The organism is Streptomyces sp. VNUA24 (assembly GCF_029167005.1).
Taxonomy (GTDB): domain Bacteria; phylum Actinomycetota; class Actinomycetes; order Streptomycetales; family Streptomycetaceae; genus Streptomyces; species Streptomyces scabiei.
Genome location: NZ_CP119143.1, coordinates 6,904,245 through 6,929,800, shown reverse-complemented (window position 1 = coordinate 6,929,800; position 25,556 = coordinate 6,904,245). Strand labels below are relative to the sequence as shown.

16 protein-coding genes and 1 other RNA gene are annotated in these 25,556 nt (G+C 72.6%); 8 read left to right on the top strand and 9 right to left on the bottom strand.

Going from position 1 to position 25,556, the window contains the following annotated elements; translation table 11 throughout:
• Nucleotides 1-355 precede the first annotated feature (355 nt).
• Together yicI and PYR72_RS29615 are read left to right on the top strand one after the other, a co-directional pair.
• Nucleotides 356-2,638, top strand: a complete 2,283-nt coding sequence (gene yicI / locus PYR72_RS29620; RefSeq protein WP_275458112.1) for an alpha-xylosidase — start codon at nt 356-358, stop codon at nt 2,636-2,638.
• Complete coding sequence (locus PYR72_RS29615; protein WP_275458111.1) at nt 2,635-3,648, top strand: LacI family DNA-binding transcriptional regulator; 1,014 nt, start codon at nt 2,635-2,637, stop codon at nt 3,646-3,648. The genes yicI and PYR72_RS29615 overlap by 4 nt, the downstream gene beginning before the upstream one ends.
• Before the next feature lie 100 nt (nt 3,649-3,748).
• On the opposite strand, the gene ssrA is transcribed toward PYR72_RS29615, so the two are convergent.
• The 5 genes from ssrA to ftsE all read right to left on the bottom strand — a co-directional run bounded on the left by ssrA (nt 3,749) and on the right by ftsE (nt 7,849).
• Nucleotides 3,749-4,150: a transfer-messenger RNA gene (gene ssrA, locus PYR72_RS29610) on the bottom strand.
• Between the two features lie 120 nt (nt 4,151-4,270).
• Nucleotides 4,271-4,813, bottom strand: coding sequence for an SsrA-binding protein SmpB (gene smpB / locus PYR72_RS29605; protein ID WP_275460560.1), 543 nt, complete (start codon nt 4,811-4,813; stop codon nt 4,271-4,273).
• 72 nt (nt 4,814-4,885) lie between these two features.
• Nucleotides 4,886-6,139: a S41 family peptidase gene (locus PYR72_RS29600; RefSeq protein WP_275458110.1), complete on the bottom strand. Its 1,254-nt coding sequence runs from the start codon at nt 6,137-6,139 to the stop codon at nt 4,886-4,888.
• A 67-nt stretch (nt 6,140-6,206) separates the two neighbouring features.
• Nucleotides 6,207-7,124 carry a permease-like cell division protein FtsX gene (ftsX, locus tag PYR72_RS29595; RefSeq protein WP_013003174.1) on the bottom strand — a complete coding sequence of 306 codons (918 nt, stop codon included), beginning with the start codon at nt 7,122-7,124 and terminating at the stop codon, nt 6,207-6,209.
• A gap of 35 nt (nt 7,125-7,159) precedes the next feature.
• Complete coding sequence (gene ftsE, locus PYR72_RS29590) at nt 7,160-7,849, bottom strand: cell division ATP-binding protein FtsE (RefSeq protein ID WP_005486827.1); 690 nt, start codon at nt 7,847-7,849, stop codon at nt 7,160-7,162.
• Nucleotides 7,850-8,091: 242 nt separating this feature from the next.
• On the opposite strand from ftsE, the gene PYR72_RS29585 reads away from it, so the two are divergent.
• The gene (locus tag PYR72_RS29585) at nt 8,092-8,286 is read left to right on the top strand and encodes a hypothetical protein (RefSeq protein WP_275458109.1); all 195 of its coding nucleotides are present in this window, start codon (nt 8,092-8,094) and stop codon (nt 8,284-8,286) included.
• An 85-nt stretch (nt 8,287-8,371) separates the two neighbouring features.
• On the opposite strand, the gene PYR72_RS29580 is transcribed toward PYR72_RS29585, so the two are convergent.
• The 4 genes from PYR72_RS29580 to PYR72_RS29565 form a co-directional block, all read right to left on the bottom strand.
• Nucleotides 8,372-9,259: a hypothetical protein gene (locus PYR72_RS29580; protein WP_275458108.1), complete on the bottom strand. Its 888-nt coding sequence runs from the start codon at nt 9,257-9,259 to the stop codon at nt 8,372-8,374.
• Nucleotides 9,260-9,569: 310 nt separating this feature from the next.
• Entirely contained in the window at nt 9,570-10,676 is a 1,107-nt protein-coding gene (gene prfB / locus PYR72_RS29575; RefSeq protein WP_275458107.1) for a peptide chain release factor 2, read from the bottom strand.
• Between the two features lie 139 nt (nt 10,677-10,815).
• Complete coding sequence (locus PYR72_RS29570; protein ID WP_275458106.1) at nt 10,816-12,054, bottom strand: serine/threonine-protein kinase; 1,239 nt, start codon at nt 12,052-12,054, stop codon at nt 10,816-10,818.
• Between the two features lie 350 nt (nt 12,055-12,404).
• Entirely contained in the window at nt 12,405-14,144 is a 1,740-nt protein-coding gene (locus PYR72_RS29565; RefSeq protein ID WP_275458105.1) for a serine/threonine-protein kinase, read from the bottom strand.
• 551 nt (nt 14,145-14,695) lie between these two features.
• Between PYR72_RS29565 and PYR72_RS29560 the strand changes: the two genes are divergently transcribed.
• The 5 genes from PYR72_RS29560 to PYR72_RS29540 all read left to right on the top strand — a co-directional run bounded on the left by PYR72_RS29560 (nt 14,696) and on the right by PYR72_RS29540 (nt 25,477).
• Complete coding sequence (locus PYR72_RS29560; protein WP_275458104.1) at nt 14,696-18,565, top strand: FHA domain-containing protein; 3,870 nt, start codon at nt 14,696-14,698, stop codon at nt 18,563-18,565.
• A gap of 698 nt (nt 18,566-19,263) precedes the next feature.
• Nucleotides 19,264-20,724 carry an ABC transporter substrate-binding protein gene (locus tag PYR72_RS29555; RefSeq protein ID WP_275458103.1) on the top strand — a complete coding sequence of 487 codons (1,461 nt, stop codon included), beginning with the start codon at nt 19,264-19,266 and terminating at the stop codon, nt 20,722-20,724.
• Between the two features lie 10 nt (nt 20,725-20,734).
• Nucleotides 20,735-22,099, top strand: coding sequence for a sugar ABC transporter permease (locus PYR72_RS29550; protein WP_275458102.1), 1,365 nt, complete (start codon nt 20,735-20,737; stop codon nt 22,097-22,099).
• A 104-nt stretch (nt 22,100-22,203) separates the two neighbouring features.
• Entirely contained in the window at nt 22,204-23,010 is an 807-nt protein-coding gene (locus PYR72_RS29545; RefSeq protein WP_275460559.1) for a carbohydrate ABC transporter permease, read from the top strand.
• Nucleotides 23,011-23,245: 235 nt separating this feature from the next.
• Nucleotides 23,246-25,477: a bifunctional glycosyltransferase family 2 protein/CDP-glycerol:glycerophosphate glycerophosphotransferase gene (locus PYR72_RS29540; RefSeq protein WP_275458101.1), complete on the top strand. Its 2,232-nt coding sequence runs from the start codon at nt 23,246-23,248 to the stop codon at nt 25,475-25,477.
• The last annotated feature ends 79 nt before the right edge of the window (nt 25,478-25,556 follow it).

Here is a 25,556-nt window from a genome sequence, read left to right as displayed (position 1 = left end):
ACCCGGCGGCCCCGCGCCCGTGCCGTCGGCTCTCGTGGACGCACGTTCGCCCCATTGACGCATCCCTGCCCCGCACCTACCTTCCGTCGAAGCGCTTCGACGTATGTCATCGAAGCGGTTCGACTCCCGACTTCACCTTTCGACGATCCGTCCAACTCCCCCGGAGGCCAAGGATGTTGACGGCACGAAGGCGTACGGCAGCGGTTGCGGCGGCTGCGGCTGCGGCTGCGGCTGCGGCCGGGCGGAGCCCGCTTACGGCAGCGGGTCGACACGGCAGCGCGGTGGGAGCCGTGAAGTAGGCCCCCAGGCCCCACGCCCCACGCCCCACGCCCAGGAAAGGAAACCCCCCACCCCCATGAAGTTCACCGACGGCTACTGGCTGCTCCGCGAGGGCGTCACCGCGGCCCATCCGGTCGAGGTCCTCGACGTCACCGTCACGGACGGCACCCTGCGGGTGCACGCCCCGACCCGGCCCGTCCGCCACCGCGGCGACCTGCTGAAGGGACCGGTCGTGACGATCGACGCGCACGCCCCGATGCCCGACGTCATCGGCGTCACCTTCACCCACTTCGAGGGCGAACGGCCCCGCGGGCCCCGGTTCGAGCTGACCACCGAGGAGTTCACCCCACACACCTCCTACGACGACGAGCACGCCACCCTCACCGCCGGGGATCTGTCGGTCCGTGTGTCCCGCACCGGCCCCTGGCGCGTCGACTTCCTCGCCCACGGACGCACCCTCACCACCAGCGGCCCCAAGTCGATGGGCATCATGCGCGAGGCGTCCGGCGCCCACCACCTGCGCGAACAGCTCAACCTGGGCGTCGGCACCTCGGTGTACGGCCTGGGTGAACGCTTCGGCCCGCTCGTCAAGAACGGCCAGGTCGTGGACGTCTGGAACGCGGACGGCGGCACGGCCACCGAACAGGCGTACAAGAACGTGCCGTTCTATCTGACCGACGCGGGCTACGGCGTCTTCGTCAACCACCCCGGCCGGGTCTCCTTCGAGGTCGCCTCGGAGGTCGTGTCGAGGGTGCAGTTCAGCGCGCGGACCCAGCAGTTGACGTACTACGTCATCCACGGCCCGACCCCGAAGGAGATCCTCCGCAAGTACACGGCCCTCACCGGCCGCCCCGCCCTGCCGCCCGCCTGGTCGTTCGGCCTGTGGCTGTCGACCTCCTTCACCACCTCCTACGACGAGGAGACGGTGACCTCGTTCATCGACGGCATGCGGGAGCGCCGCCTCCCGCTGTCCGTCTTCCACTTCGACTGTTTCTGGATGCGCGAGTTCCAGTGGTGCGACTTCACGTGGGACTCCCGGGTCTTCCCCGATCCGGAGGGCATGCTGGCCCGCCTCAAGCGCCGGGGTCTGCGGATCAGCGTCTGGATCAACCCCTACATCGCCCAGCGCTCCCCGCTGTTCGCGGAGGGCAGGGACCTCGGCCATCTCCTGTGCCGCCCGGACGGCGACGTCTGGCAGTGGGACCTCTGGCAGCCCGGGATGGCGCTGGTCGACTTCACCAGCCCGGCGGCCCGCGCGTGGTACGCCTCGAAGCTGGAGGCGCTGCTCGCCCAGGGCGTCGACTGCTTCAAGACCGACTTCGGCGAGCGGGTGCCCCTGGACGTGGCGTGGTCCGACGGCACCGACCCGGAGCGGATGCACAACTACTACACGTACCTCTACAACCGCACGGTCTTCGACGTGCTGCGCAAGCACCGGGGCGAGGGCGAGGCGGTGCTCTTCGCCCGGTCCGCGACGGCCGGCGGCCAGAGCTTCCCGGTCCACTGGGGCGGCGACTGCGAGTCGACGTACGAGGCGATGGCCGAGTCGCTGCGCGGCGGGCTGTCGCTGGGGCTGTCGGGCTTCGGGTACTGGAGCCATGACATCGGCGGCTTCGAGGGCACCCCGACCCCCGCGCTGTTCAAGCGGTGGATCGCCTTCGGTCTGCTGTCCTCGCACAGCCGTCTGCACGGCTCGTCGTCGTACCGGGTGCCCTGGCTCTTCGACGACGAGTCGGTGGACGTCCTGCGCGCGTTCACCCGGCTGAAGCTCGGCCTGATGCCCTATCTCGACCAGGCGGCGCGCACCGCCCACACCGAGGGCGTCCCCATGATGCGCGCGATGGTGCTGGAGTTCCCGGACGACCCGGGCTGCGCGCATCTGGAACGCCAGTACATGCTCGGCCCCGACCTCCTCGTGGCCCCCGTCTTCAGCGACGAGGGCGACGTCACGTACTACGTGCCCGAGGGCACCTGGACCCGCTTCGCGGACGGCGGGACGGTCACCGGCCCCCGCTGGGTCCGCGAACGGCACGACTTCACCAGCGTGCCGCTGCTGGTCCGCCCGGGCGCGGTCGTCCCGGTCGGCGCGGTGACCGACCGCCCGGACTACGACTACGCCGACGGGGTCACGCTGCGTGCGTACGGCCTCGCCCACGGGGCCCGGGTCACCGTGCCGGTGGGCGACGTGACCTTCACCGTCGTCCGGGAGGGCCGGGTGCTGCGGGCGTCGTGCGGGAACCCCAGGGCGCCGTGGGGGCTCGCGGCCGGGGGCCGGGAGGTCCGGGCGGAGGCGGGCACGGGCTTCGTGACGATGGACCTGGACGAGGAGTCGGACCCCGCGGGAACGAGGAAGCCGTGACGGTGAAGATCACGGACGTGGCTCGGCACGCGGGCGTCTCCCCCAGCACCGTCTCGTACGCCCTGAGCGGCAAGCGGCCGATCTCGGCGGAGACCCGGGCCCGGGTCGAGGCGTCCGTCCGTGAGCTGGGCTACCGCCCGCACGCGGGCGCCCGCGCCCTGGCCGGCAGCAGGTCGAACGTGCTGGCGATGGTGATGCCGTTACGGGCCGGCATCCATGTGCCCGTGGTCATGCGGTTCGCGGTCGCGGCGGTCACCACGGCCCGCGCGCACGACCACGACGTCCTGCTGCTGACGCAGGAGGAGGGTGAGGAGGGGCTGCGACGGGTCGCGGACTCGGCCCTGGTGGACGCGCTGATCGTGATGGACGTCCAACTCCACGATCCCCGGCTGCCGTTGCTGCGCTCCCTGGACCGGCCGTCGGTGCTGATCGGGCTCCCTTCCGACGGTTCCGGCCTGACCTGCATCGACCTGGACTTCCGGACGGCGGGCGAGCTGTGCGTGGAGCATCTGGCCGGGCTGGGGCACCGCGTGGTGGCGCTCATCGGCTCCCCGCCCGAGGTCTACGTCCGCCGGACCTCGTTCGCCCAGCGGGTCGTCCAGGGGTTCACCTCGGCCGCGGCCCGCAACGGGATGTCCTCCACGGTCCACCCGTGCGAGGCCACCCCGGCGGCGGCGCGCGCGGTCGCGGAACGCCTCCTGCGCGAGCAGCCGGCGCTCACGGGTGTGCTGATCCACAACGAGGCGGTCCTGGAACCCCTCGTCGACGCGTTCGAGCAGCTGGGTCTGCGGGTCCCCGCCGACCTCTCGATCACGGCCCTGTGCCCGGACGACGTCGCCGAGACCCTCCCCGTGCCCGTCACCTCGATCGCCATCCCGGCGGCGGAGGTGGGCGAACAGGCGGTGGCCCTGCTGATGAAGAAGCTCTCCGGCGCCCCCGTCCCCGAGGCGACCCTGCTCCCGCCCCGTCTGACGGTGCGGGCGAGCACGGCGCGCCGGGTGGCGGGATGACCGGACGCGGGACGCGCTGAGACAGCGCGGACGCGGGACGCGCCGGGACATGACGAAAGCCCCGCTGCCGTTCGGCAGCGGGGCTTCGCCCACATGGGAATTGTGGAGATGGCGGGAATCGAACCCGCGTCCAACGGTGTGGAACCAGGGCTTCTCCGTGTGCAGTTCGCTGTGATTTTCTCGGCCCCGGCGATCACGCGAACAAGTCGCCGACGGGCCCAGTCACTGTTGGATTTCCCTCTTCACCCCGTGACCGGGATCAAGGTTTAGTCCCCTAGCTGATGCCAGGATCCGGGTCGGGAACAGCCCCGGGCTGACACTCCTTAGTGCAGGAGCGGTCTCTTAGCTACCTGAGATCAGGCGGCGAGGGAGAACTGCTGCTGCGGAGAATCGCTCTTGGAATTGGCGATTATTTTTTTCGGCCTGTGGTTAACGAGATCGTGGCCGCTTCCTCGACACGCTTCCCCTGCCTCGACATCCGCTGTCGAAACCGATCATCCCCATGTTGTTTTTTCAAGCCCCTCCGAAGAGGGTGTGCACCCGCTGTGAGGTGCGGATGCCATCGTACGTGACCAACGCGAGCGCGTGCCACCGTATTCCCCGTGACACCACCGCGTGGTGGCTACGCCTCGCGCTGCTTCCGCTTGGCCGCCGCGATCGCCCGGTCCGTCTCCCGCCGGTCCTGCTGCTCCCGCAGCGTCTGCCGCTTGTCGTACTCCTTCTTGCCCCGTGCGAGAGCGATCTCGGCCTTCGCCCGGCCGTCCTTGAAGTACAGCGCGAGGGGCACGATCGTGTGACCGGTCTCCTGCGCCTTGGACTCCAGCTTGTCGATCTCCTCGCGGTGCAGCAGCAGCTTCCGCTTGCGGCGCGCGGAGTGGTTGGTCCAGCTGCCCTGGTGGTACTCGGGGATGTGGGCGTTGTGCAGCCATGCCTCCCCCCGGTCGATCTGGACGAAGCCGTCGGCCAGCGAGGTCCGTCCCTCGCGCAGCGACTTGACCTCGGTCCCCATGAGGACGAGCCCGGCCTCGTAGGTGTCGATGATCGCGTAGTCGTGCCGGGCCTTCTTGTTCTGGGCGACGATCTTCTTCTTGCCGCCCTTCTCGCCGTCCCGGCCCTTGGCGGCCGCCCCGCCCTGCTTGGGCTGGGACTCCTTCGGTACGTACATTCCCTTGCTCATAGTGCCGCCCATTTTCGCACTACGAAGGGGGTCCGCGGGAAGCCGATTAACGAGGGCGGCTCACCGCCCGAGGCCGCCCAGCACCGTCTCGGCCCGCTGGAGGGCGTCCTCGTCCGCTTCGAGGTCGGGGGTGATGCCGCGGCCGTCGACGCCCCGGCCGGAGGGGGTGCGGTAGTGGCCGACGGTCAGTTCGGCGACGGAGCCGTCGGGCAGGCGGCTCGGCATCTGCACGGAGCCCTTGCCGAAGGTGCGGGAGCCGACGACCACCGCGCGGCCCCGGTCCTGCAGCGCCCCGGTGAGCAGCTCGGCCGCGCTCATCGTGCCGCCGTCGACCAGCACGACCAGCGCTCTGGCGGTGTCGCCGCCGGGTTCGGCGTGCAGGGCCCGCTGCTCGCCGTTGACGTCGTAGGTGGCGACGAGGCCGCCGTCGAGGAAGGCGGAGGCGGCGGTGACCGCCTCGGAGACCAGACCGCCGGAGTTGCCACGGAGGTCCAGGACGAAGCCCGCGGTGCCGGCGGACCGCTCGACGGCCTTGCGGACGACGTCCCCCGAGCCCTTGGTGAAGGCGTCGACCGTGATGACACCGACCCCGCCGGCGGTACGGCTCACGGTCACGTCCTCGGTGGACAGGCGGGCCCGGCGCAGGGTCTCGTGGAGGGTCCGGGTGCCGCGCCGCAGCTCCAGCGACACCTCCGTACCGGCGGCCGCGCTCTCGGGGGTGCCGGTGTTCCCGGTCCCCCCGTCGATCGCGTCGCCGCGCAGTAAGGAGACGACCTCGGTGACCGGGCGTCCGTCGACCTTCTTCCCGTCGACGCCGACGAGCCGGTCGCCCGCGCGGATCCCGGCGTCGGCGGCGGGGGAGCCGTCCTGCACCCGGGCCACCTCGACATGGCCGTCGCGCCGCAGCCGGGCCCAGAGGCCGACGCCGGTGTACTCGCCGTCGAGGGCCTCCTCGAACTGCTCGTACTCGCCCTCGGAGTAGACCGCGCCCCACCGGTCGCCGCTGCGGCTGACGGCCCGCTCGGCGGCCTCCACCGGGGACTCGCCCTCGGCCATGGCCGCCGCGGCGGCGTCGGCGACGTCCTGCTCCCGGCCGGCCGGGGCGGAGCGGGAGGGCTTGACGACGGCGGCCGTCCCGCCGGGAGGGGCGTCGAAGAGGCCGGTCGTGGCGCCCGTGGCGAGCACGCCGGCGAAGACCAGGGTCAGGGCGGCCCCGCGGCCGATCCGGCCGGTCGAGTGCGCGGAGGCCGCGCGCAGCGCACCCAGGAGGGTGGTGGCGGGTGACGGGCGGGAGAACACGTCGCGGCCTGGCATGTCGGCGAGTCTAGGACAACGCGAAGGGCCGTACCGGTCCTTGCCGGTACGGCCCCAGGGGCATGCGTCACACCTTCAGGTACTTGCGCAACGCGAAGAAGGCGGCCAACGCGGGCATCAGGAAGCTCGCCGCGAGGATGAGCGGCAGCTTGGTCAGGACGGCGTCCCAGCCGACGAAATTGATCAACGGCAGGTTCTGGGACAGGGACACCCCGTTGTCGATGACGAAGTACTGCCCGAGGATCAGGAAGGCGCACGCGATCGTGCCGCCGATGATCCCCGCGACGGCGGCCTCCATGATGAACGGCGCCTGGATGTAGAAGCCGGAGGCGCCGACCAGCCGCATGATCCCCGTCTCACGCCGGCGGCTGAAGGCCGAGACACGCACCGTGTTGACGATCAGCAGCAGCGCCACGATCAGCATGACCGCCATGACACCGCGCGCCGCCCAGTTCAGGTAGCCGAGCAGCCGGAAGAGGTTGTCGAGGATGCCCTTCTGGTCCTGCACCGACTGCACACCGTCACGGCCGTTGAAGGCGCTCGCGATGACCTGGTACTTCTCCGGGTCCTTCAGCTTGATCCGGTACGACTCCTGCATCTGGTCCGGGGTGAGGCTGCTGGCCAGCGGGGAGTCGCCGAACTGCTCCTTGTAGTGCTTGTACGCCTCGTCCTGCGACTCGTGCTCGACGTTCTCGACGACCCCCATCTTGTCGAGATCCGACTTGATCTGCTTCTTCTGCTCGGTCGTGACGGCGCCCTTGGCGCAGTTGGGGTCGGACGCCGCGTCGCTCTTGTTGCAGAGGAAGACGGAGACGTTGACCTTGTCGTACCAGTAGCCCTTCATCTGGCCGACCTGGTCGCTCATCAACAGCGATCCGCCGAACAGGGCGAGGGACAGGGCGACGGAGACGATGACCGCGAAGGTCATCGTGAGGTTGCGGCGGAGACCGACACCGATCTCCGACAGGACGAACTGGGCGCGCATGGCGTTCCGCTATGCCTTTCCGTGGACGGGGGCGGTCAGTGCTGGTAGCCGTAGACGCCGCGTGCCTGGTCGCGGACGAGGCGGCCCTTCTCCAGCTCGATGACGCGCTTGCGCATCTGGTCCACGATGTTCTGGTCGTGGGTCGCCATCACCACGGTGGTGCCCGTCCGGTTGATCCGGTCGAGCAGCTTCATGATGCCGACGGAGGTCTGCGGGTCGAGGTTGCCGGTGGGCTCGTCCGCGATGAGGAGCTTGGGCCGGTTCACGAAGGCCCGCGCGATGGCCACGCGCTGCTGCTCACCACCGGACAGCTCGCCGGGCCTGCGCTCCTCCTTGCCGCCGAGGCCGACCAGTTCCAGCACCTGCGGCACGGACTTGCGGATCTCGCCGCGCGACTTGCCGATGACCTCCTGCGCGAAGGCGACGTTCTCACCGACGGTCTTGTTCGGCAGCAGCCGGAAGTCCTGGAACACGGTCCCGAGCTGGCGGCGCATCTGCGGCACCTTCCAGTTGGACAGGCGCGCGAGATCCTTGCCGAGGACGTGCACCTGCCCCTGGCTGCACCGCTCCTCCCGGAGGATCAGCCGCAGGAAGGTGGACTTGCCGGAGCCGGACGAGCCCACGAGGAACACGAACTCGCCCTTCTCGACCTCCAGGGACACATCCCTGAGTGCGGGGCGGGTCTGCTTGGGGTAGACCTTGGACACGTTGTCGAATCGGATCACGGATGCACCACAAGCCGTCGGGAATGGATGGACGAGACTGTACCGCCCCCGGCCCGGTGAGGGGCGCGGGGAAGTGCGCGAGGAGCCCTCGGCGGCTCCCGGCCGCGTGACGGGGGGCACCCTCCCCTTTTCCGGGCCCCCGCGCAACCTCCCGGGGAACCTGGCACAGTGGTGGGGAGGAACGGTCCGCTTCCGTGAAGCGTTGAGGTAGGCGTGAGGCCATTGCAAGGAGGGCGAGGCGCATGACGTACGACCGGTTGGTGTGCGCGAACTGCGCGTCCCCCGTCGCCGAGGGCCGCTGCCACGTGTGCCGGGCCAGCCGTGAGCGGCTCCAGCAGGAGAACCCCTTCGCGAGCCTGAGCCCCATGACCTTGATCGCCCTCCTGGCGATCCTGATAGCGGCGGTGGCGCTGCTGGCGGCGCACCAGACGGCATAGAGCGGCACGGAGGTACGACGAAGGCCCGGGGCTGGCTGCCCCGGGCCTTGTGTCTGTGTACGGCCGTGCGCGCGATCGCGGACGATCAGGCGGCGGCGCCGCGGCCGACCATCAGGCGCGGCAGCAGACGGAAGCCGATACCGCCGGCGATCATCGTGGCGGCGCCGATCACCAGGAACGCGGTCTCGGTGGCACCGGTCTCGGCCAGCTCGCCGCTGCCGGCGCCCTGGGCCTGGGTCTCCGAACCGGTGTCCGTGAGGGCGGAGGAGCCCTCCTGCTGGACGGCCTCGTCGTTGCCGCCGTCGGGGTCGGTGCCACCGGAGGTGGAGCCGCCGTCGGAGGAGCCGCCCGAGGTCGAGCCGCCGTCCGTGGAGCCGCCGGAGGTCGAACCGCCGTCGGAGGAACCACCGGAGTTCGAACCACCGGAGTTGGAGCTGCCGTTGGACGACGAGCCACCGGAGTTCGAACCGCCGGAGTTGGAGCTGCCGTTGGACGACGAGCCACCGGAGTTGGAGCTGCCGTTGGACGACGAACCACCCGAGTTCGAGCTGCCGTTGGACGACGACCCGTTGGAGGTCGTGCCCTCGGACGTGGTGCCCTCGGACGTGGTGCCCTCAGAGGTCGTGCCTTCGGAGGTCGTGCCCTCGGACGTGGTGCCCTCGGAGGTGGTCCCCTCGGACGTCGTGCCCTCGGAGGTCGTGCCTTCGGAGGTGGTCCCCTCGGACGTCGTGCCTTCGGAGGTGGTCCCCTCGGACGTCGTGCCCTCGGACGCACCGATGCTGGTGCCCTCGGTGTCGTTGCCGGTCTGGACCGAGACACCGATCTCGGCGGAGCCGCCGTCGTCGGTGCTGACGCCGACGCCGACACCGAGGTCCAGCGCGGCGGCGGCACCCGCGGCGGTCAGCGACGCGCCGGCGGCGATCACGGCACCGGCGGCTATTCGCGCCACGCGGATCCGCGTCTTCTTCGTCATATGGCTGCTACCCCCAGTAGCTATCAGTAGATGGAGCAGCGCCCGGGGCCGCGATCAACGGGAGCAGTCGGTTGGATCGAAGTCCCCCGGTTCACATGCACCCCAGTAATGCGCATGCCATACGCCAGACTTCCCAGTTTTCGCAGCAACGTCAAGGTCGTTGCGCGCGCGATGTCCCGTTCACCGCATTTGAGCACGACAACGACATGTGAGTGTGACGTACTACCCAGACATCCCGGCACAGACAAGGCAACTGCCCCCCCCATCGGAGGGCAGTTGCCTTGTCGATAAAGCGCTGTTTCGGCGCGGCCTACTTCTCCTGCTGCTTGCGCCAGCGAATTCCGGCCTCCAGGAAGCCCTCGATCTCGCCGTTGAACACGGCCTCGGGGTTGCCCACCTCGAACTCGGTGCGGAGGTCCTTGACCATCTGGTACGGGTGCAGGACGTACGAACGCATCTGGTTGCCCCAGGAGTTGCCGCCGTCCCCCTTGAGCGCGTCCATCTTGGCCTGCTCCTCCTGCCGGCGCCGGTCGAGGAGCTTGGCCTGGAGGACGTTCATCGCGGACGCCTTGTTCTGGATCTGCGAACGCTCGTTCTGGCAGGAGACCACGATGCCGGTGGGGAGGTGGGTCAGCCGCACCGCGGAGTCGGTGGTGTTGACGCCCTGGCCGCCGGGCCCGGAGGAGCGGTAGACGTCCACGCGCAGTTCGGACTCGTCGATCTCGATGTGGTCGGTCTGCTCGACCACGGGCAGCACCTCGACACCGGCGAAGGAGGTCTGGCGCCGCCCCTGGTTGTCGAACGGCGAGATGCGCACGAGCCGGTGCGTGCCCTGCTCCACGGAGAGCGTGCCGTAGGCGTACGGCACCTGCACGGCGAAGGTGGTCGACTTGATGCCGGCCTCCTCCGCGTACGAGGTCTCGTAGATCTCGGTCTTGTAGCCCTTCTGCTCCGCCCAGCGCAGGTACATCCGCTGCAGCTTCTCGGCGAAGTCGGCGGCGTCCACACCACCGGCCTCGGCGCGGATGTTGACCAGGGCCTCGCGGGCGTCGTACTCGCCGGACAGGAGGGTACGGACCTCCATCTCGTCCAGCGCCTTCCTGACGGAGGCCAGCTCCGACTCGGCCTCGGCGCGGGTGTCCGGGTCGTCCTCCTCCTCGGCCATCTCGAAGAGGACGCCGAGGTCGTCGATCCGACCGCGCAGCGCCTCCGCCTTCCTGACCTCGGCCTGGAGGTGGGAGAGCTTGCTGGTGATCTTCTGCGCCTCGTCCGGGTTGTCCCACAGGGACGGCGCGGCCGCCTGCTCCTCGAGCACGGCGATGTCTGCCCTCAGTTTGTCGAGGTCCAAAACGGCCTCGATCGACTCCATGGTCGAGGAGAGGGACTTCAGCTCTTCGGATACATCGACGACTGCCACGCCCCCAGCGTAACGGCTCCGCCGGGCGGGCCATGCGGGGTGCGGGTCCGTCGGCGGCTGCCGGCCGGTGGGGTGGGTTCTTCGACCGCGGGCGGGTGGGGGCTTCTCACGCGGTCCCCCGCGCCCCTGGGGGCCCCGGTCAAGGGTTACCCGGCGCCGAATTCTTCGTGTCGGACGGGGCCCCGCCGCCCTCGTCGCCGGAGGTCGCCGCCCACGCGCCCATCCCGACGGCCGCGATCAGCGCCACCGCCGCCGCGCCCAGCGTGATCCGTCGGCGCCGCACCGTGCTGCCGCGGTTGCGTGCCGACCCGGGCCGGGGTGCCCCGGCCGCCCGGGGCACCCGCGCGGTCCCCCGCGCGCCCCCGGCCAGCTCGTCCGGCCCCGGCACCCGCATCGACGTGTGGGTGTCGCGGTTGGAGTCCGGCTTGGCACCCGGCACCAGCGGCACCGCGCCCCGCCGCACCCGCTCGCGCGGCGTCTCCGCCTCGGCGGGCGCCTCCTCGTACCCGTCCCCGGACTCCGTCCCGGGCTCGTCGACGTCCAGCGGGGGCATCCCGGCCAGCAGGGGCAGCTGCTCCCGCAGGCGCGTGGCCAGCTCGGACGCCCGCAGCCGCGAGGCCGGCGCCTTGGCCAGGCACTGCACGAGCAGCTGCCACAGCTCCTCGGGGATGCCGGGCAGCGGGACGACGGTCTCGGTGACATGGCGGCGCAGCACCGCGCCGGGGTGGCCGCCGCCGAACGGGGTGAAGCCGGCCAGCAGCTCGTACAGCACGGTCGCCAGGGCGTAGATGTCCACGGCCGCGCGGGGCGGCAGGCCCTCGACGATCTCGGGGGCGAGGTAGTCCGGGGTGCCGATGATCTTGGTGGCGCGGGTGCGGCGCGGGGAGTCGATGAGCTTGGCGACGCCGAAGTCGGTCAGCAGGGCCGGGTGCGCGCCTCCGGGGCCGAGGGGGCCCTGCATGTCCAGCAGCACGTTCTCCGGCTTGACGTCCCGGTGGACGACCCCGGCCGCGTGCGCGGCCGCCAGGCCGTCCGCGATGTCGGCCACGACGGCCACGGCCGCCTCGGGGGCCATGCGCCGCTCGCGGTCGAGGCGGGTGCGCAGGTCCGTGCCCCGGACGAGGTCCATGACGAGGGCGAGGTCGTTGCCGTCGACGACGAGGTCGCGCACGGAGACGACGTTCGGGTGGTCGAGGCCCAGCAGCGCGGTGCGCTCCTGGACGAAGCGGCCGACGAGTTCCTGGTCGGACGAGAGGTCCTCGCGCAGCAGCTTGATGGCGACGGGGCCCTCCGGGCCCTCACCGAGCCACACCGTGCCGGCGCTGCCCCGCCCCAGAATCTGGTTCGCGGTGTACCGGCTTCCGATCTTCCGTCCCAAGACTGCTCCTACAGGCCGCGTGTTGGCGACAAAGCTACGCGCCCCGGGCCCCAAGGTTCACCGCCGAGGCGGAAATCACCCCTCGGATGTCGACAAGTCCCCAGTGTCGGCATGCGCGACGGGGGTGGGGGGGTTCGGTACGTGAGCGGGTGCGGGTGGGTGGGGGCTGGTCGCGCAGTTCCCCGCGCCCCTAAAAGCCCAGGCCCCTGCGGGCCTGAAAAGCAACGGCCCTGCGGGCCTGAAAAGCACGGGGCGCAGCCCCTGCTTTTCAGGGGCGCGGGGAACTGCGCGACAAGCCCCCACCCACCCGCGGTCGCCCACGCACCCGAACCCACGAGCCACTGGGCGCCCTACTGACCGGAGCCGTTGTCCAGCTCGCGAACCCACTTGGCCGCGTCGCCCACCCAGTCGGTGAGCAGGCCCCACCAGCTCTTACCGGTGCCGATCCACTCCTGCAGCGGCGTGAACTCCCAGATCAGCCAGCCTCCGACGAAGAACAGGACGATCATGAAGAGGCAGCCCTTGAGGCACCCGAGCCCCGGGATCCGCATCGGATTGGCACTGCGCTGCCGCGGCTCACGCGGCGGCCGGGGCTCCCGCTGGGGCCGCGGCGCCGGCTGCTGGGGCTGCGGCGCGGGCGCGGGCGCGTACCGCTGCGGCTGCTGACGCTGCGGCTGCGGCTGCGGCGAGGGCGGGGCGTACGGCTGTTGCTGCTGCGGGTGGCCGTATCCGCCGCCGCCCCCGCCCTGGGCCCCGCGCTGCTGCCGGCGCGGCGGCTGCTGCGGAGGGCGCTGCGGCTGCTGCTGGGGCTGCTGGCGGTTGGCCTGCCGCTGGGGGCGGCGGCGCAGCGGGTCCTCACCGGGGTCGAGATACTGCTGGATCTGGGTCTGCTCGTTGCGGTCGCGGGCCGCGCGCAGCTGGTTCTGCCAGGGGTGCGGCTCCTCCGGCGGGCGGCCGCCGGGGTCGTGCGACGGCACCGGCGGCATGACGGACGTCGGGTCGGCGCCGCCGGTGTGCGGAAGCACGGTGGTCGGGTCCCCCGAGCCCGTCGGGCCGGAGGTGTGCGGGAGCACGCTGGTCGCGGCGTTCGGGTCGTACGCGCCGGCGCCGTGCGGCAGCACCTGCGTCGCGTCGGCCGAGCCGAACGGGTCCGGGGCGGAGCCCGGCACCTGGGCCGGGGCCGGGTCGGGGGCGAGGATGTGGCCCACCCCGTCGGCGGCGGCGATCTGCATGGAGTTCGCGTGCACGCCGACGCCCTCGGCGACGATGCGCAGCGCGCGGGCGAGATTGACGGCGCTGGGCCGCTCGTGCGGGTTCTTGCGCAGGCAGCGCTCGATGACCGTCCACAGCGGGTCCGGAACGGTGGAGGGGCGGCGCGGCTCGGCGCTGAGGTGCTGGTGCAGCACTTCGAGCGCGGACTGGCCGTTGAACGGCGGGCGCCCGGTGACCAGTTCGTACATCAGGATGCCGGCGCCGTAGATGTCGACGGCGGAGGTCTGCGGCTGGCCCTCGGCGGACTCGGGGGCCACGTACGCGGGCGTGCCGACGAACTCGCTGGTCCGAGTCAGGCCCGGGGAGTCGGCGAGGCGGGCGATGCCGAAGTCGGTGAGCATCGGGTGCATCTCGCCGCCGTCCTGCCTGAGCAGCACGTTGGCGGGCTTCAGGTCGCGGTGGACGACCCCGTCGGCGTGGCTGGCGGCGAGCGCGTCGGCGATCTGGGCGGTGAGCAGGGCCGCGCCGACGGGCGAGAACGGGCCGTTCTCCCGGAGGTACCGGTGCAGGTCGGGGCCCTCGATCAGGTCCATGACGAGCGCCAGCAGATCACCCTCGACGACGAGGTCCCGTACCCGTACGACGTTCGGGTGGGTCAGCCGGAGCAGCACGGAGCGCTCCCGCAGGAACCGCATCACGATGTCCGCGTCGCTCGCGAGCTCCTCCTTGAGGACCTTGATCGCCACGGTCTCGCCGGGGTGTCCGGGCACGGCCGCCTCGGCCCCCGCGGTCTCCCGCTGGCGGGCGCGCCAGACAACGCCTGTGGCGCCGCGTCCAATCGGCTCCTCAAGGAGGTACTTGCTCCCTACCGGCCGCACGTCATGCGCTCCCTGTTGCTTGCTTGCCTGGTCACACCCTGGAGTCCCGCGGGCGTTCCGACCCACTGTAGTGCGGCCGTCCGCGGGACCGGGCTGTCGTCTTCCTGACTCTTCCCGCCCGTTTTGCTGTGCCTTGGTCCGTCCTGCTGTGAGCTGCCTGTCGGTGTCCGTGTCCGCGAGTACGTACGCGTACCCGTGTGCGTTCGATGGAAAGACGCTCATGCCTGGGCGGTTGGTTGCCGCGGACGGATGAGGGCCGTTCCGGATACGGACGGACGCGGTGGTCGATACGGACGTACGCCGTTCCCGAAAGGGACGTGACCGATCTCAAGTGATCAACTGGCGGGCACTGGTCAGGCACTTTTGGGGGCAGAGCCGACCAATCAAGATCACTTGATGCCGGGCGGCGGGCGCGTTGTCGGCGGCAGGTGCGAGGATGCCTCCAGTACTGGCCGACGTGCCCGTGAGCGGTGGGGGAAGTCTGCGGTGGGGACCGCGCAGTCTCGTCCTCGTCGTCGCGGGTGCCCGCGCGGAAGGGACCGCTGACGGCGATGCAGATCCGGCTGACCGTCGTAGACCCGCTGGGACCGACCTCCGAGCCGCGAGGACGTGCCACGGCCTGCGACGTGCTGGTCACGGCGCCCGCGGGGACGGCGCTGGCCGCCGTGACCGCGGGCCTCGCGTCCGCCGTCGGCGAGGGCGGCGCGGAGCGGCTGGAGCGCAGCCGGGAGGCGGGCGGCGGGCAGGTCGTGCTCTACGCCGGTGCCGAGCGCCTCGACGCCCAGCGCTGCACCCTCGGCGAGCCGCCCCTCATCGACGGCGCCGTGCTCTCCCTGGGCGGCCCCGCCGAAGCGGGCCCCGAGGTCGACGAGGCCGCCGCACAGCTCCATGTCGTGGCCGGCCCCGACGCGGGCGGCGTCCATCTGCTGCACGGCGGCAGGATCCATGTCGGCCGTTCCGCCGACGCCGACGTCCCGCTCGACGACCCGGACGTCTCCCGGCTGCACTGCGCGGTCACCCTCGCCTCCGACGGCCGGGTCTCCGTCGTGGACCTCGGCTCCACCAACGGCACCACCCTCGACGGCGTCCGCGTGGGCGACCGTCCGGTGCGCCTGGTCCCGGGCGCGCTGCTGCGCATCGGCGAGTCCGCGCTCCGCCTGGCCTCCTCGTCGGGCGCGCGGGGGATCTCCACGGCCCCGGACGGGGAAGGGCACGTGCGGGTGCGCGTCGGGGCCCGGGACACGGGTTCCCCCGTCGCAGCGGGGGCGGCACCCGGCTCCGGTCAGAGCCCTGCCGAGCGGCGGACGGTGCCGGGGCAGGGCGGGGTGCCCGGGATCGAACGGACGGCACGGAGCGGGGGGTCCGCCGGCGCGGGCCGCGCCGCGTCCGGTGCCGGCCGGGACCACACGCACGAGGACGACGGCGCGGCGGACACCCCCGGCCGGGGCGGTGACGTCCACGGCGGGCGCGGCGGTGACCACCCCCGCGACACCGGGGACCACCACCGCGGTGCCGTGGCCGCCCACGGGTCCGCAGACCCGCGCGCGGCGGAGGTCGCGCACGGAACGGGCGCGTCCCACGACACCGGCGGGGCACCCGGGCCGGGCGGTCCCGGCGCGCCGGCGGAGCCCGGGGACGTCGACGGGCCCGCCGGGTCGGGCACGCGCAAGGGCACGCCCCTTCGGGGCACGGACGTGCCGCGCGGGGTGCGCAAACGGGGCGGCCTCGGCGCCTGGGCCCGGCGCCTGGCCGGCGGGCGGACCCAGGCCGAGGCCGACTACGACCCGTACGAGTACGACACGGAGGACGACGAGGACGAGCCCGGGGCGACGGCCTCGTGGCTCCCGTCCGGCGGGGAGCGGCTGCCGGAGACCTGGCCGGATCCCGCCGCGCTGCTGCTCACCGCGCTCGGGCCGGGTGCCCGACTGTGGGAGCGGGGGCCGGACCATCCGGAGGCACTGACGGTGCGGCTGGGGACGGCGGACCGGCCGGCTCCGGACGGACCGGGACTGCTGCCGGCGGTGCCGGTGACCACCGGGCTGCGCGAGGTCGGGGCGCTGGGGCTGGCCGGGCCGCGTCCCCGGCTGACGGGACTGGCCCGCGCGGTCGTGGCCCAGCTCGCCGCGCTGCACTCCCCCGACGCCCTGGAACTGGTCCTGATCAGCGCGGACCGCTCCCGCTCCGCCGGGGAACGGGCCGCCGACTGGTCGTGGCTCGGCTGGCTCCCCCACCTCCGCCCCGCCCACGGCCAGGACTGCCGTCTCCTGCTCGCCTACGACCGCGAGCAGACGACGGCCCGGCTGGACGAGCTGCTGCGCCGGGTGGAGGACCACGCGGCGGACGCGGCGGGACACGCGCCCGGGAGCACGCCGGGCGCCGACGGCGGACGGGCGACGACGGCCGGAGCGCCCGGCCCGGCCGATCACGGGACCGGAGGGGACGAGGGCGGTTCCGGCCGCCGGACCGTGCGGCGGCCCTCGTGGGCCCGGGAGGACGGACCGGCGGGCGGCGGTTTCACGGGGCCGTACACGGTGGTGATCGTGGACGGGGACCCCGGCGGCGCCGATGTGCGGGAGGCCGTGGTGCGGCTGGCGCAGGAGGGACCCCTCGCCGGGATCCATGTCGTGTGCCTGGCCGAGACGGAGTCCGCGTCACCCGCCTCGCCGGTGACGGAGACGTACGCGGCGGCCTGCGCGACCTCGCCCGCGTTCCGCGCGTGCGGGGCCGTCGCCCTGCTCAGCGGTGACGTGGCCACGGCGCTGCGCCTGCTGCGGGTCGCCTCCACCGGATACGGCGCGGGGGGCGGCTCCGGGGCACCGGGTGCGGCCCGCTCCGGCCGCCCGGCGGACGGCGCCGCGCCGGGCCGCTCCCGGGAGGGCCGCCCGGGCCGCGACGACGCCGCCCACGGCTCCCCCGCGGCGGACCCCGCCGCGGGAGGCCGTACGCACCCCCACCTCGACCTCACGGAGAGCACGCGCTCCGGCGCCGACGAGGGGACGCGTCCGGGCACCCGCGAGCCGGCCTCCCTCGACCCGGGCGAGGCGCCGGGGCTGCTGAACCACGGCACGGTGGCCACGCTCGACGCGGTGTCGCCGGCGTGGGCGGAGCGGTTCGCGCGGGCGCTGGCGCCGCTGCGGACGGACGGATCGGACGGGGCGGCCGGGGACCGGCAGGCGCGCGTCTCGGCGCCGCTGCCGCAGTCGGCGCGCCTGCTGGACGAGCTGGGGCTGGCGCGGGCCACACCGGCCTCGCTGATGACCCGGTGGGCGGACGCCGCCGACGACACGACGGCGCTCGGCGGGCGGGCCTGGGCCGTGCTCGGCGCGGGGCCGCGCGGTCCGGTCTCGGTGGACCTGGTGGCCGAGGGGCCGCATCTGCTGATCGAGGGGCCTGCCGGGAGCGGCCGTACGGAGCTGCTGCGGTCGGTGGCCGCGTCGCTCGCCGCCGCCGAGCGGCCCGACCGGCTGGGCATCGCCCTCGTGGACGGACGGGACGGCGGCGCCGGTAACGGCTCCGGAGGCGGAGGCGGGCGGGCCGGGGAGGGCCTCGGGGTCTGTACGGACCTGCCCCATGTGGGGACGCATCTCACGGCCAACGACCCCGTCCGCATGCGGGAGTTCGCGCAGTCCCTGATCACGGAGCTGAAGCGGCGGTACGAACTGCTCGACGGGCTGGGGTTCGTGGAGTGGCACACGCGGCGTGAGGTCTCGGGGCGTATCGTCCCGCAGCGCTCGGCGCCGTCGGGAGCGGGCGTGTCGGGGGCGAGCGCGTCAGCGGCCGGGGCTTCGGGGGCCGGGGCCGCCGACCTCGACTCGTCCTCCAGCTCCACCCTGCGGCTGCGGCCGGCGGCGAGCCGCAGGAACACCGACCCGGACGGCAGGGGCGGGGCCGCCAGGAGTGCGGCCTCGGAGCTGCCCCGGCTCGTGGTCGTCGTCGACGACCTGGACGCCCTGCTGTCACCCGCCCTGGGGTCCACGGGGCGGCCGGCGGCGGGTTCCGTCGTACGGGCCCTGGAGGCGGTGGCCCGGGAGGGTGAGCGTCTCGGGGTGCATCTCGTGGCCACGACCGGTGTCGGCGGGCGCGCGGGCGAGAGCGAGCTGGGCCGCGCGGCGGGCGGACGCGTGGTCCTGAGCGCGCCGATGCCGGGTCCGGACGAACCCGCGCCCGGCCGGGGAGAGCTGCTGGGCGAGGGGGGCCGGACGACCGTGTTCCAGGCGGGCCGGGTCACGGGCCGCATCCCCCGCACCGCGACCCTCCGCCCGACCGTGGTGCCGCTCGACTGGTCCCGCATGGGCGACCCGCCGGCCCGCCGTCCCGTCCGCGAACTGGGCAACGGCCCCACCGACCTGGCCCTCCTGGCCAGCGCCCTGGACCGCGCCGCCCGAGAGGTCTCGGCACCCCACGTACCATCCCTCCTCTGACCGTTCCCCCCGCCCCGACAGGGGCGCGGGGAACTGCGCGAGCAACCACGCCGCACCCGCCCCTCACCCACACAGCGCAACACCCCCCGGCAAGGGGCCGCAGGCCCCCTCAAGGGGCGCGGGGAACTGCGCGAGCAACCACGACGCACCCGCCACTCACCCACACAGCGCAACACCCCCCGGCAAGGGGCCGCAGGCCCCCTCAAGGGGCGCGGGGAACTGCGCGAGCAACCACGTCGAACGGGACGCCGCCCCCACAGCGCAACACCCCCAAGGAGGGCCGCAGGCCCGACAGGGGCGCGGGGAACTGCGCGAGCAACCACGACGCACCTCCCCCTCACCCACACAGCGCAACACCCCCCGACGAGGGGCCGCAGGCCCCTTCAAGGGGCGCGGGGAACTGCGCGAGCAACCACGTCGAACGGGACGCCGCTCCCACAGCGCAACACCCCCAAGGAGGGCCGCAGGCCCGACAGGGGCGCGGGGAACCGCGCGGGCAACCACGACGCACAGGCCCCCGACCACGACACCACGCCACCCCCGCGCGGAGCGCCCCGCACCGCCCTCATGGTCACGACGCGGTCACGATCAAGACGCTGACGCGGCAGGCGCTCTTGCCGCCCCCGACCACGCGGCGTAGACCAGAGCGCACGGGACAGCGCTCTACGTTCGACGACGCACGGAGAACGGGGTCAGTGATGCGCCACACGCACGGCACGCACCGTACACACCGCTTGAACCGGATTCGCCTCTTAGGCCAGGGGGTTCGCAGCCGCAAGCCCACATCCGCCGGCGGGCCCACCCGTCCCCCCACGGCCAGAGCCCTCGCGGCCCTCGCCGCGGGCGTCCTCGCCCTCTCGCTCACCGCGTGCGGGGGTGACGACGACGGCGGCGACAAGGGGGACAACGGCAGCGAGGGCGGCAACGAGGCCACCGTGCGCCTGCCCAAGCTGGACGGCCAGAAGCTGGAGGTCGCGGCGGTCTTCACGGGCCCGGAGCTGGACAACTTCCAGAAGGTGCTGGACGAGTTCGAGAAACGCACCGGCGCCTCGGTGACCTTCGTGCCGACCGGCAACAACACCTCCACGTTCCTCGGGACCAAGATCGAGGGCGGCAAGCCGCCGGACGTGGCGTTCCTGCCGCAGGTCGGCGTGCTGCACCAGTTCGCCGAGAAGGGCTGGGTGAAGCCGCTCGGCAGCGAGGCCCAGGCGCAGCTGGACAAGAACTTCTCGGACGGCTGGAAGGACCTCGGCGCCTACGAGGGAAAGCAGTACGGCGTCTACGCGAAGGCCGCCAACAAGTCCCTCGTCTGGTACAACACCGCGGCCTTCGAGGCGGCCGGCATCACCGAGGAACCCAAGACGTGGGAGGAGTTCCTGCAAACCGCGCAGACCCTCTCCGACGCCGGCTCCCCCGCCGTGTCCATCGGCGGAGCCGACGGCTGGACCCTCACCGACTGGTTCGAGAACGTCTACCTCTCGCAGGCGGGCCCGGAGAAGTACGACCAGCTCGCCCAGCACGAGATCAAGTGGACCGATCCCTCCGTCGAGAAGGCCCTCACCACGCTCGCCCAGCTGTGGGGCAAGGACGACCTGATCGCGGGCGGGGCGTCCGGCGCGCTGCAGACCGAGTACCCGAAGTCGATCACCCAGACGTTCAGCGGGGACACCCCGGCGGGCATGGTGTTCGAGGGCGACTTCGTGGCCGTCACCATCAACGGCGACACGGACGCGAAGATCGGCACGGACGCCAAGGTCTTCCCGTTCCCCGCGGTCGGCGACGACTCCCCCGTGGTCACCGGCGGTGACGCGGCCGTGGCCCTGAAGGACGGCAAGGGCGCGCAGGCGCTGCTCACCTTCCTCGCCTCGACCGACGCGGCGGAGATCTGGGCGGCCCAGGGGGGCTTCCTCTCCCCCAACAAGGAGATGGACGAGGGAAGTTACAAGGACGACGCCACCCGGAAGATCGCGGGGGCACTGCTCGCGGCGGGCGACGACTTCCGCTTCGACATGTCCGACCAGGCCCCGGCGGCGTTCGGCGGCACCCAGGGCGTCGGTGAGTGGAAGGACCTCCAGGACTTCCTGAAGGACCCCGACGACGTGGCCGGGGCCCAGAAGCAGCTGGAGGCCGACGCGGCGAAGGCCTACGGGAACGGCTGACGACGACCTCATGCCGTCTGCCGTGACGAAGACGGCGGGGGGCGCCGGCGCGCTGCCGACGCCCCCCGCCGCATCGCGCAAGAGCGTGACGGGCACCCGGCTGTGGGTGGCGGTGCTGTTCCTGCTGCCCGCGCTGGTGCTGCTCGGCGCGCTCGTGGTCTACCCGATCGGGTACTCGGTCTGGCGGAGCCTGTTCGACGCGGACGGCTCGGGCTTCGTCGGCCTCGACAACTACGCGGAGATCTTCTCCGACGACTCCACCCTCGTCGCCGTACGCAACACCGCGATCTGGGTCGCGGTGGCCCCGGCCCTGGTCACCGCGCTCGGGCTGATCTTCGCGGTGCTGACCGAACGGGTGCGCTGGGGAACGGCGTTCAAGCTGATCGTCTTCATGCCGATGGCGATCTCGATGCTCGCCGCGGGCATCATCTTCCGGCTGGTGTACGAGCAGGACCCGGACCAGGGTGTGGCGAACGCGGTCGTGACGTCCGTGCACGACGTCTTCGTGGACGAGTCCGTGTATCCGAAGGCCCGGCCCAACGCGCAGGTGAGCGACCTGAAGGCGTCCGGCGGCGGCTCGTTCACCACGGAGGGCACCGTACGGGCGGGCACCCCGGCGCTCCTCCCGCTCGTCGGGATCGCGCCCAACAGCCTGCCCGGTGACACGCGGGAGGCGAAGGCCGCCGACTCCGCCTCCGGGGACGGTGTCACGGGCACCGTCTGGCTGGACTTCCGGCTCGGCGGGGGCGGCGAGAAGGGGGCCGTCGACCCGGGCGAGAAGGCACTGAAGGGCGTGAAGGTCGAGGCGGTGAAGGGCGGCGAGGTCGTCGCCACCGCGACCAGCGGCTCCGACGGCACCTTCCGCCTGCCGGAGTCCGCCGACGGGTCCCGCCTCCGGCTGCCCGGCTCGAACTTCGCGGCGCCCTACAACGGCATCGACTGGCTGGGCCCGACGCTCGTCACCCCGGCCGTCATCGGGTCGTACGTCTGGATGTGGGCGGGCTTCGCGATGGTGCTGATCGCGGCGGGCCTCGCCGGGGTCGACCGCAATCTGCTCGAAGCGGCCCGGGTGGACGGGGCGAACGAGTGGCAGGTGTTCCGCAAGGTCACCGTGCCGCTCCTCGCGCCGGTCCTGGTCGTCGTCCTCGTCACCCTGATGATCAACGTGATGAAGGTGTTCGACCTCGTCTACATCATCGCCCCGCAGCCCACCCAGGACGAGGCCAACGTCCTCGCCCTGCAGCTGTATCTGGTGTCGTACGGCGGCGGGGGCGACTTCGGTCTCGGCAGCGCGATCGGTGTGGTCCTGCTGCTGCTCGTGCTGCCGGTGATGTGGGTCAACATCCGGCGCCTCAGGAAGGAGCGCCAGCGGTGACGACTGTCGAGGAACGCCCCGGAGCCGCCGGAAACGCCGCACCGGCAGGAACCGCGGGCAAGCGCTCCGTCGCCGCCCGGCTCGCGAGCGGCGCGGCGGGCGGCGTGCTGCGTGTGTTCCTGCTGCTGGTGGCGCTGTTCTGGCTGGTGCCGACCTTCGGGCTGCTGGTCTCGTCGTTCCGCGACCCGACCGACATCTCCTCCTCCGGCTGGTGGACGGTGTTCTCCGCCCCGGCCCAGCTCACCACCGAGAGCTACCGGTCGCTGCTGGAGAACGACGGCATCACGGACGCCCTGTTCAACACGGTCTGGATCACGGTCCCGGCGACGCTGCTGGTCGTGCTGATCGGCGCGATGGCCGGATACGCCTTCGCCTGGCTGGACTTCAAGGGCCGCGACTGGTGGTTCATGGCCGTGGTGGGGCTGCTCGTGGTGCCGGTGCAGGTGGCGCTGATCCCGCTGTCCGGGCTCTTCCGGGACCTCGGGATCTTCGGCGACATCATCGGTGTGGTCCTCTTCCACGTCGGCTTCGGACTGCCGTTCGCGATCTTCCTGTTGCGGAACTTCTTCGCGGAGATCCCGCGTGAGCTGCTGGAGGCGGCGCGGCTGGACGGCGCGGGCGAGGTGCGGCTGTTCGTGACGGTCGTCCTGCCGCTGGCCGCACCGGCGTTGGCGTCCCTGGGGATCTTCCAGTTCCTGTGGGTGTGGAACGACATGCTGGTCGCGCTGGTGTTCTCCAGCTCCGGCTCCCAGCCGCTGACGGTCGCGCTCCAGCAGCAGGTACGGCAGTTCGGCAGCAACATCGAGGTGCTGGCGCCGGGGGCGTTCATCTCGATGGTGATCCCGCTGGCCGTGTTCTTCGCGTTCCAGCGGCAGTTCGTGTCGGGGGTGATGGCGGGAGCCGTGAAGTAGGCGCGGAAACCGGCGAGTTCGTCGGCAGCGGGGGTGGTTGCGGGGCGGGCGCGGGGGCGCGGACGAGGCAGGGGATGCGGGGCCGGTCGCGCAACTCACCACCGTCCGCACCCGATACACACCCGCGCGCCCCCAACTCCCCCTGAAGTCCCCCGTATGGAACACGCGCCGTAACCAAATCATCCCATCGGCCGTTTCCGGGCAGTATGCCCGCGCCGACCCATGGATGTCCCCCTTGCCCAGGTTCAGTGTCATCGTTCCCGCGTACAAGGTTCAGGCGTACCTGCAGGAATGCCTGGATTCCGTGCTCTCCCAGTCCTTCACCGACCTCGAACTGATCGTCGTCGACGACGCCTCCCCCGACAACTGCGGCGCCATCGCCGACGAGACCGCGGCCCGCGACCCCCGGGTACGGAGCACCGTGCGCCTGCGGGAGAACGCCGGCCCGGGGGCCGCCCGCAACAAGGGGATGGAGTACGCGAGGGGGGACTACCTCCTCTTCCTCGACGGCGACGACACGTTCACGCCGGGCGCGCTCCAGGCGATCGCCGACCGCGTCAAGGAGACCGGGGAACCCGACGTCCTCGTGCACGACTTCGCCCGCGTCTCCTGGTCGGGCGAGTCCGTCCGCGACGCACGCGCCCCCCGGCTCACCGAGCGGGGCCCCGCCCCCTTCCGTCTCGACGACCGGCCGGGCCTGCTGCACGTCCGCCCGGTGGTGTGGAACAAGGCGTACAAGCGGGAGTTCGTCGAGGACCATGACTTCCGTCTGCCGCCCGGCGTGTACGAGGACACGGCCTGGACGTACCCCGTCCTGATGGCCGCCGAGTCCGTCGCCACCCTCGACCGGGTCTGCGTCCACCACCGCCGGCGCCGCCACGGCAGCCTGCTCGGGGCGACCACCCTCGCCCACTTCGACGTGTTCGCCCAGTACGACCGGGTGTTCGCGTACCTCGACGAGCGGCCGGAGCTGGCGCAGTGGCGTCCGGTGCTGTTCCGGCTCATGACCGACCACCTCATCTCCGTGCTGTCCGCGCGCCACCGGCTGCCGCGCGAGGCTCGCGCCGAGTTCGTACGCGCGGTCCGCGCGCACTGCACCCGCTACCGCACGCCGGGCGCCCCCGTCCGCGCCCGCGCCCGGCTCCGGCGCGCGCTCCTGCTGATCGGCGGTCAGCGCCTCCACCGCGCCCTGTGGGCCGGGGCGCGGCTGGCCCGGGGCGCCGGACGCCTCCTGCGCGGCCTCGCCGGGCTGCTGCGTACGGCCGGGCTGCGCCTGCACTACCGCCTCCAGCGCCTCCTCCCCCTGCGCGCCGACCGGGCGGTGTTCGCCGCGTACGACGGCCGCGGCTACGAGTGCGGCCCGGCCGCGCTGGAGAACGCCTTCCGTACGTACGTCCCCCACATGCGCACCTTCTGGGCCGCGCGCCCGGAGCACCACCACACGCTGCCGGTGGCGGCCCGGCGGGTGCTCCCCGGCTCGATGGCGTACTGGACGGCACTGGCGCGCTCCACGTACCTGGTGAGCAACGTGGACTTCGACCGGCGCCTGGTCAAGCGCCGCGGCCAGGTCCTGCTGCAGACCCGGCACGGCACGCCTCTCAAGCGCATGGGGCTCGACCTCCAGGACCGGCCGGCGGCGGCGCGCGGCACGGACTTCGGCGCCGCGCTGCGCGACAGCGACCGCTGGGACTACGTGCTGTCCGGCAACCGCCACTCCACCCTCGTCTGGGAGCGGGTCCACCCGTCCCCGTACACGACCCTCGAATACGGATCGCCCCGCAACGACGTGTTCCTGCGGGCGAATTCGACGGACGTGGCCCGGGTGCGCGAGCACCTCGGCATCCCCGAGGGCGCGGTCGCCGTCCTCTACGCCCCCACCCACCGCGACTACCGCCACTCGCAGCGCGCCCACCTGGACCTGGAGCGGGTGCTGCGCAAGCTGGGGCCACGGTTCGTGGTCCTCGCCCGGGCACACCACGGGTACGGCTCGCCGCTGACGGACCTGGCGCACGGCCGGCTGCTGGACGTCACCGGGTACCCGAGCGTGGAGAACCTGTGCCTCGCCTCGGACGCGCTGGTCACCGACTACTCCTCCCTGATGTTCGACTACGCCAACCTCGACCGGCCGATCGTGATCCACGCGGAGGACTGGGAGGCGTACGAGGCGGCGCGCGGCACCTACTTCGATCTGCGCTCCTTCCCGCCGGGGGCGGTGGCGCGCAGCGAGGACGAGCTGATCGACATCTTCGCCACGGGGCACTGGCGGGGGTCGCGGTCGGCGCAGCTGCGGGCGGCGTTCCGGGAGCGCTTCTGTCCGTACGACGACGGGCGGGCGGCCGAGCGGGTGGTGCGGCGGGTGGTGCTGGGGGAGGCCGCGCCGCCGGACTTCGTCCCCCTGGCCGAGCGGCACCCCGTCCCGTCGGCCGCGGCCGCCCGTCCGGCGGCGGACGGGGCGCTCGGCACGTAGACGTTCCACGCGCCCGCACTCGGGCCCGCACCCGCTCCCCCACGCGCACCCGCACCCGCACCCGCACCCGCACCCGACA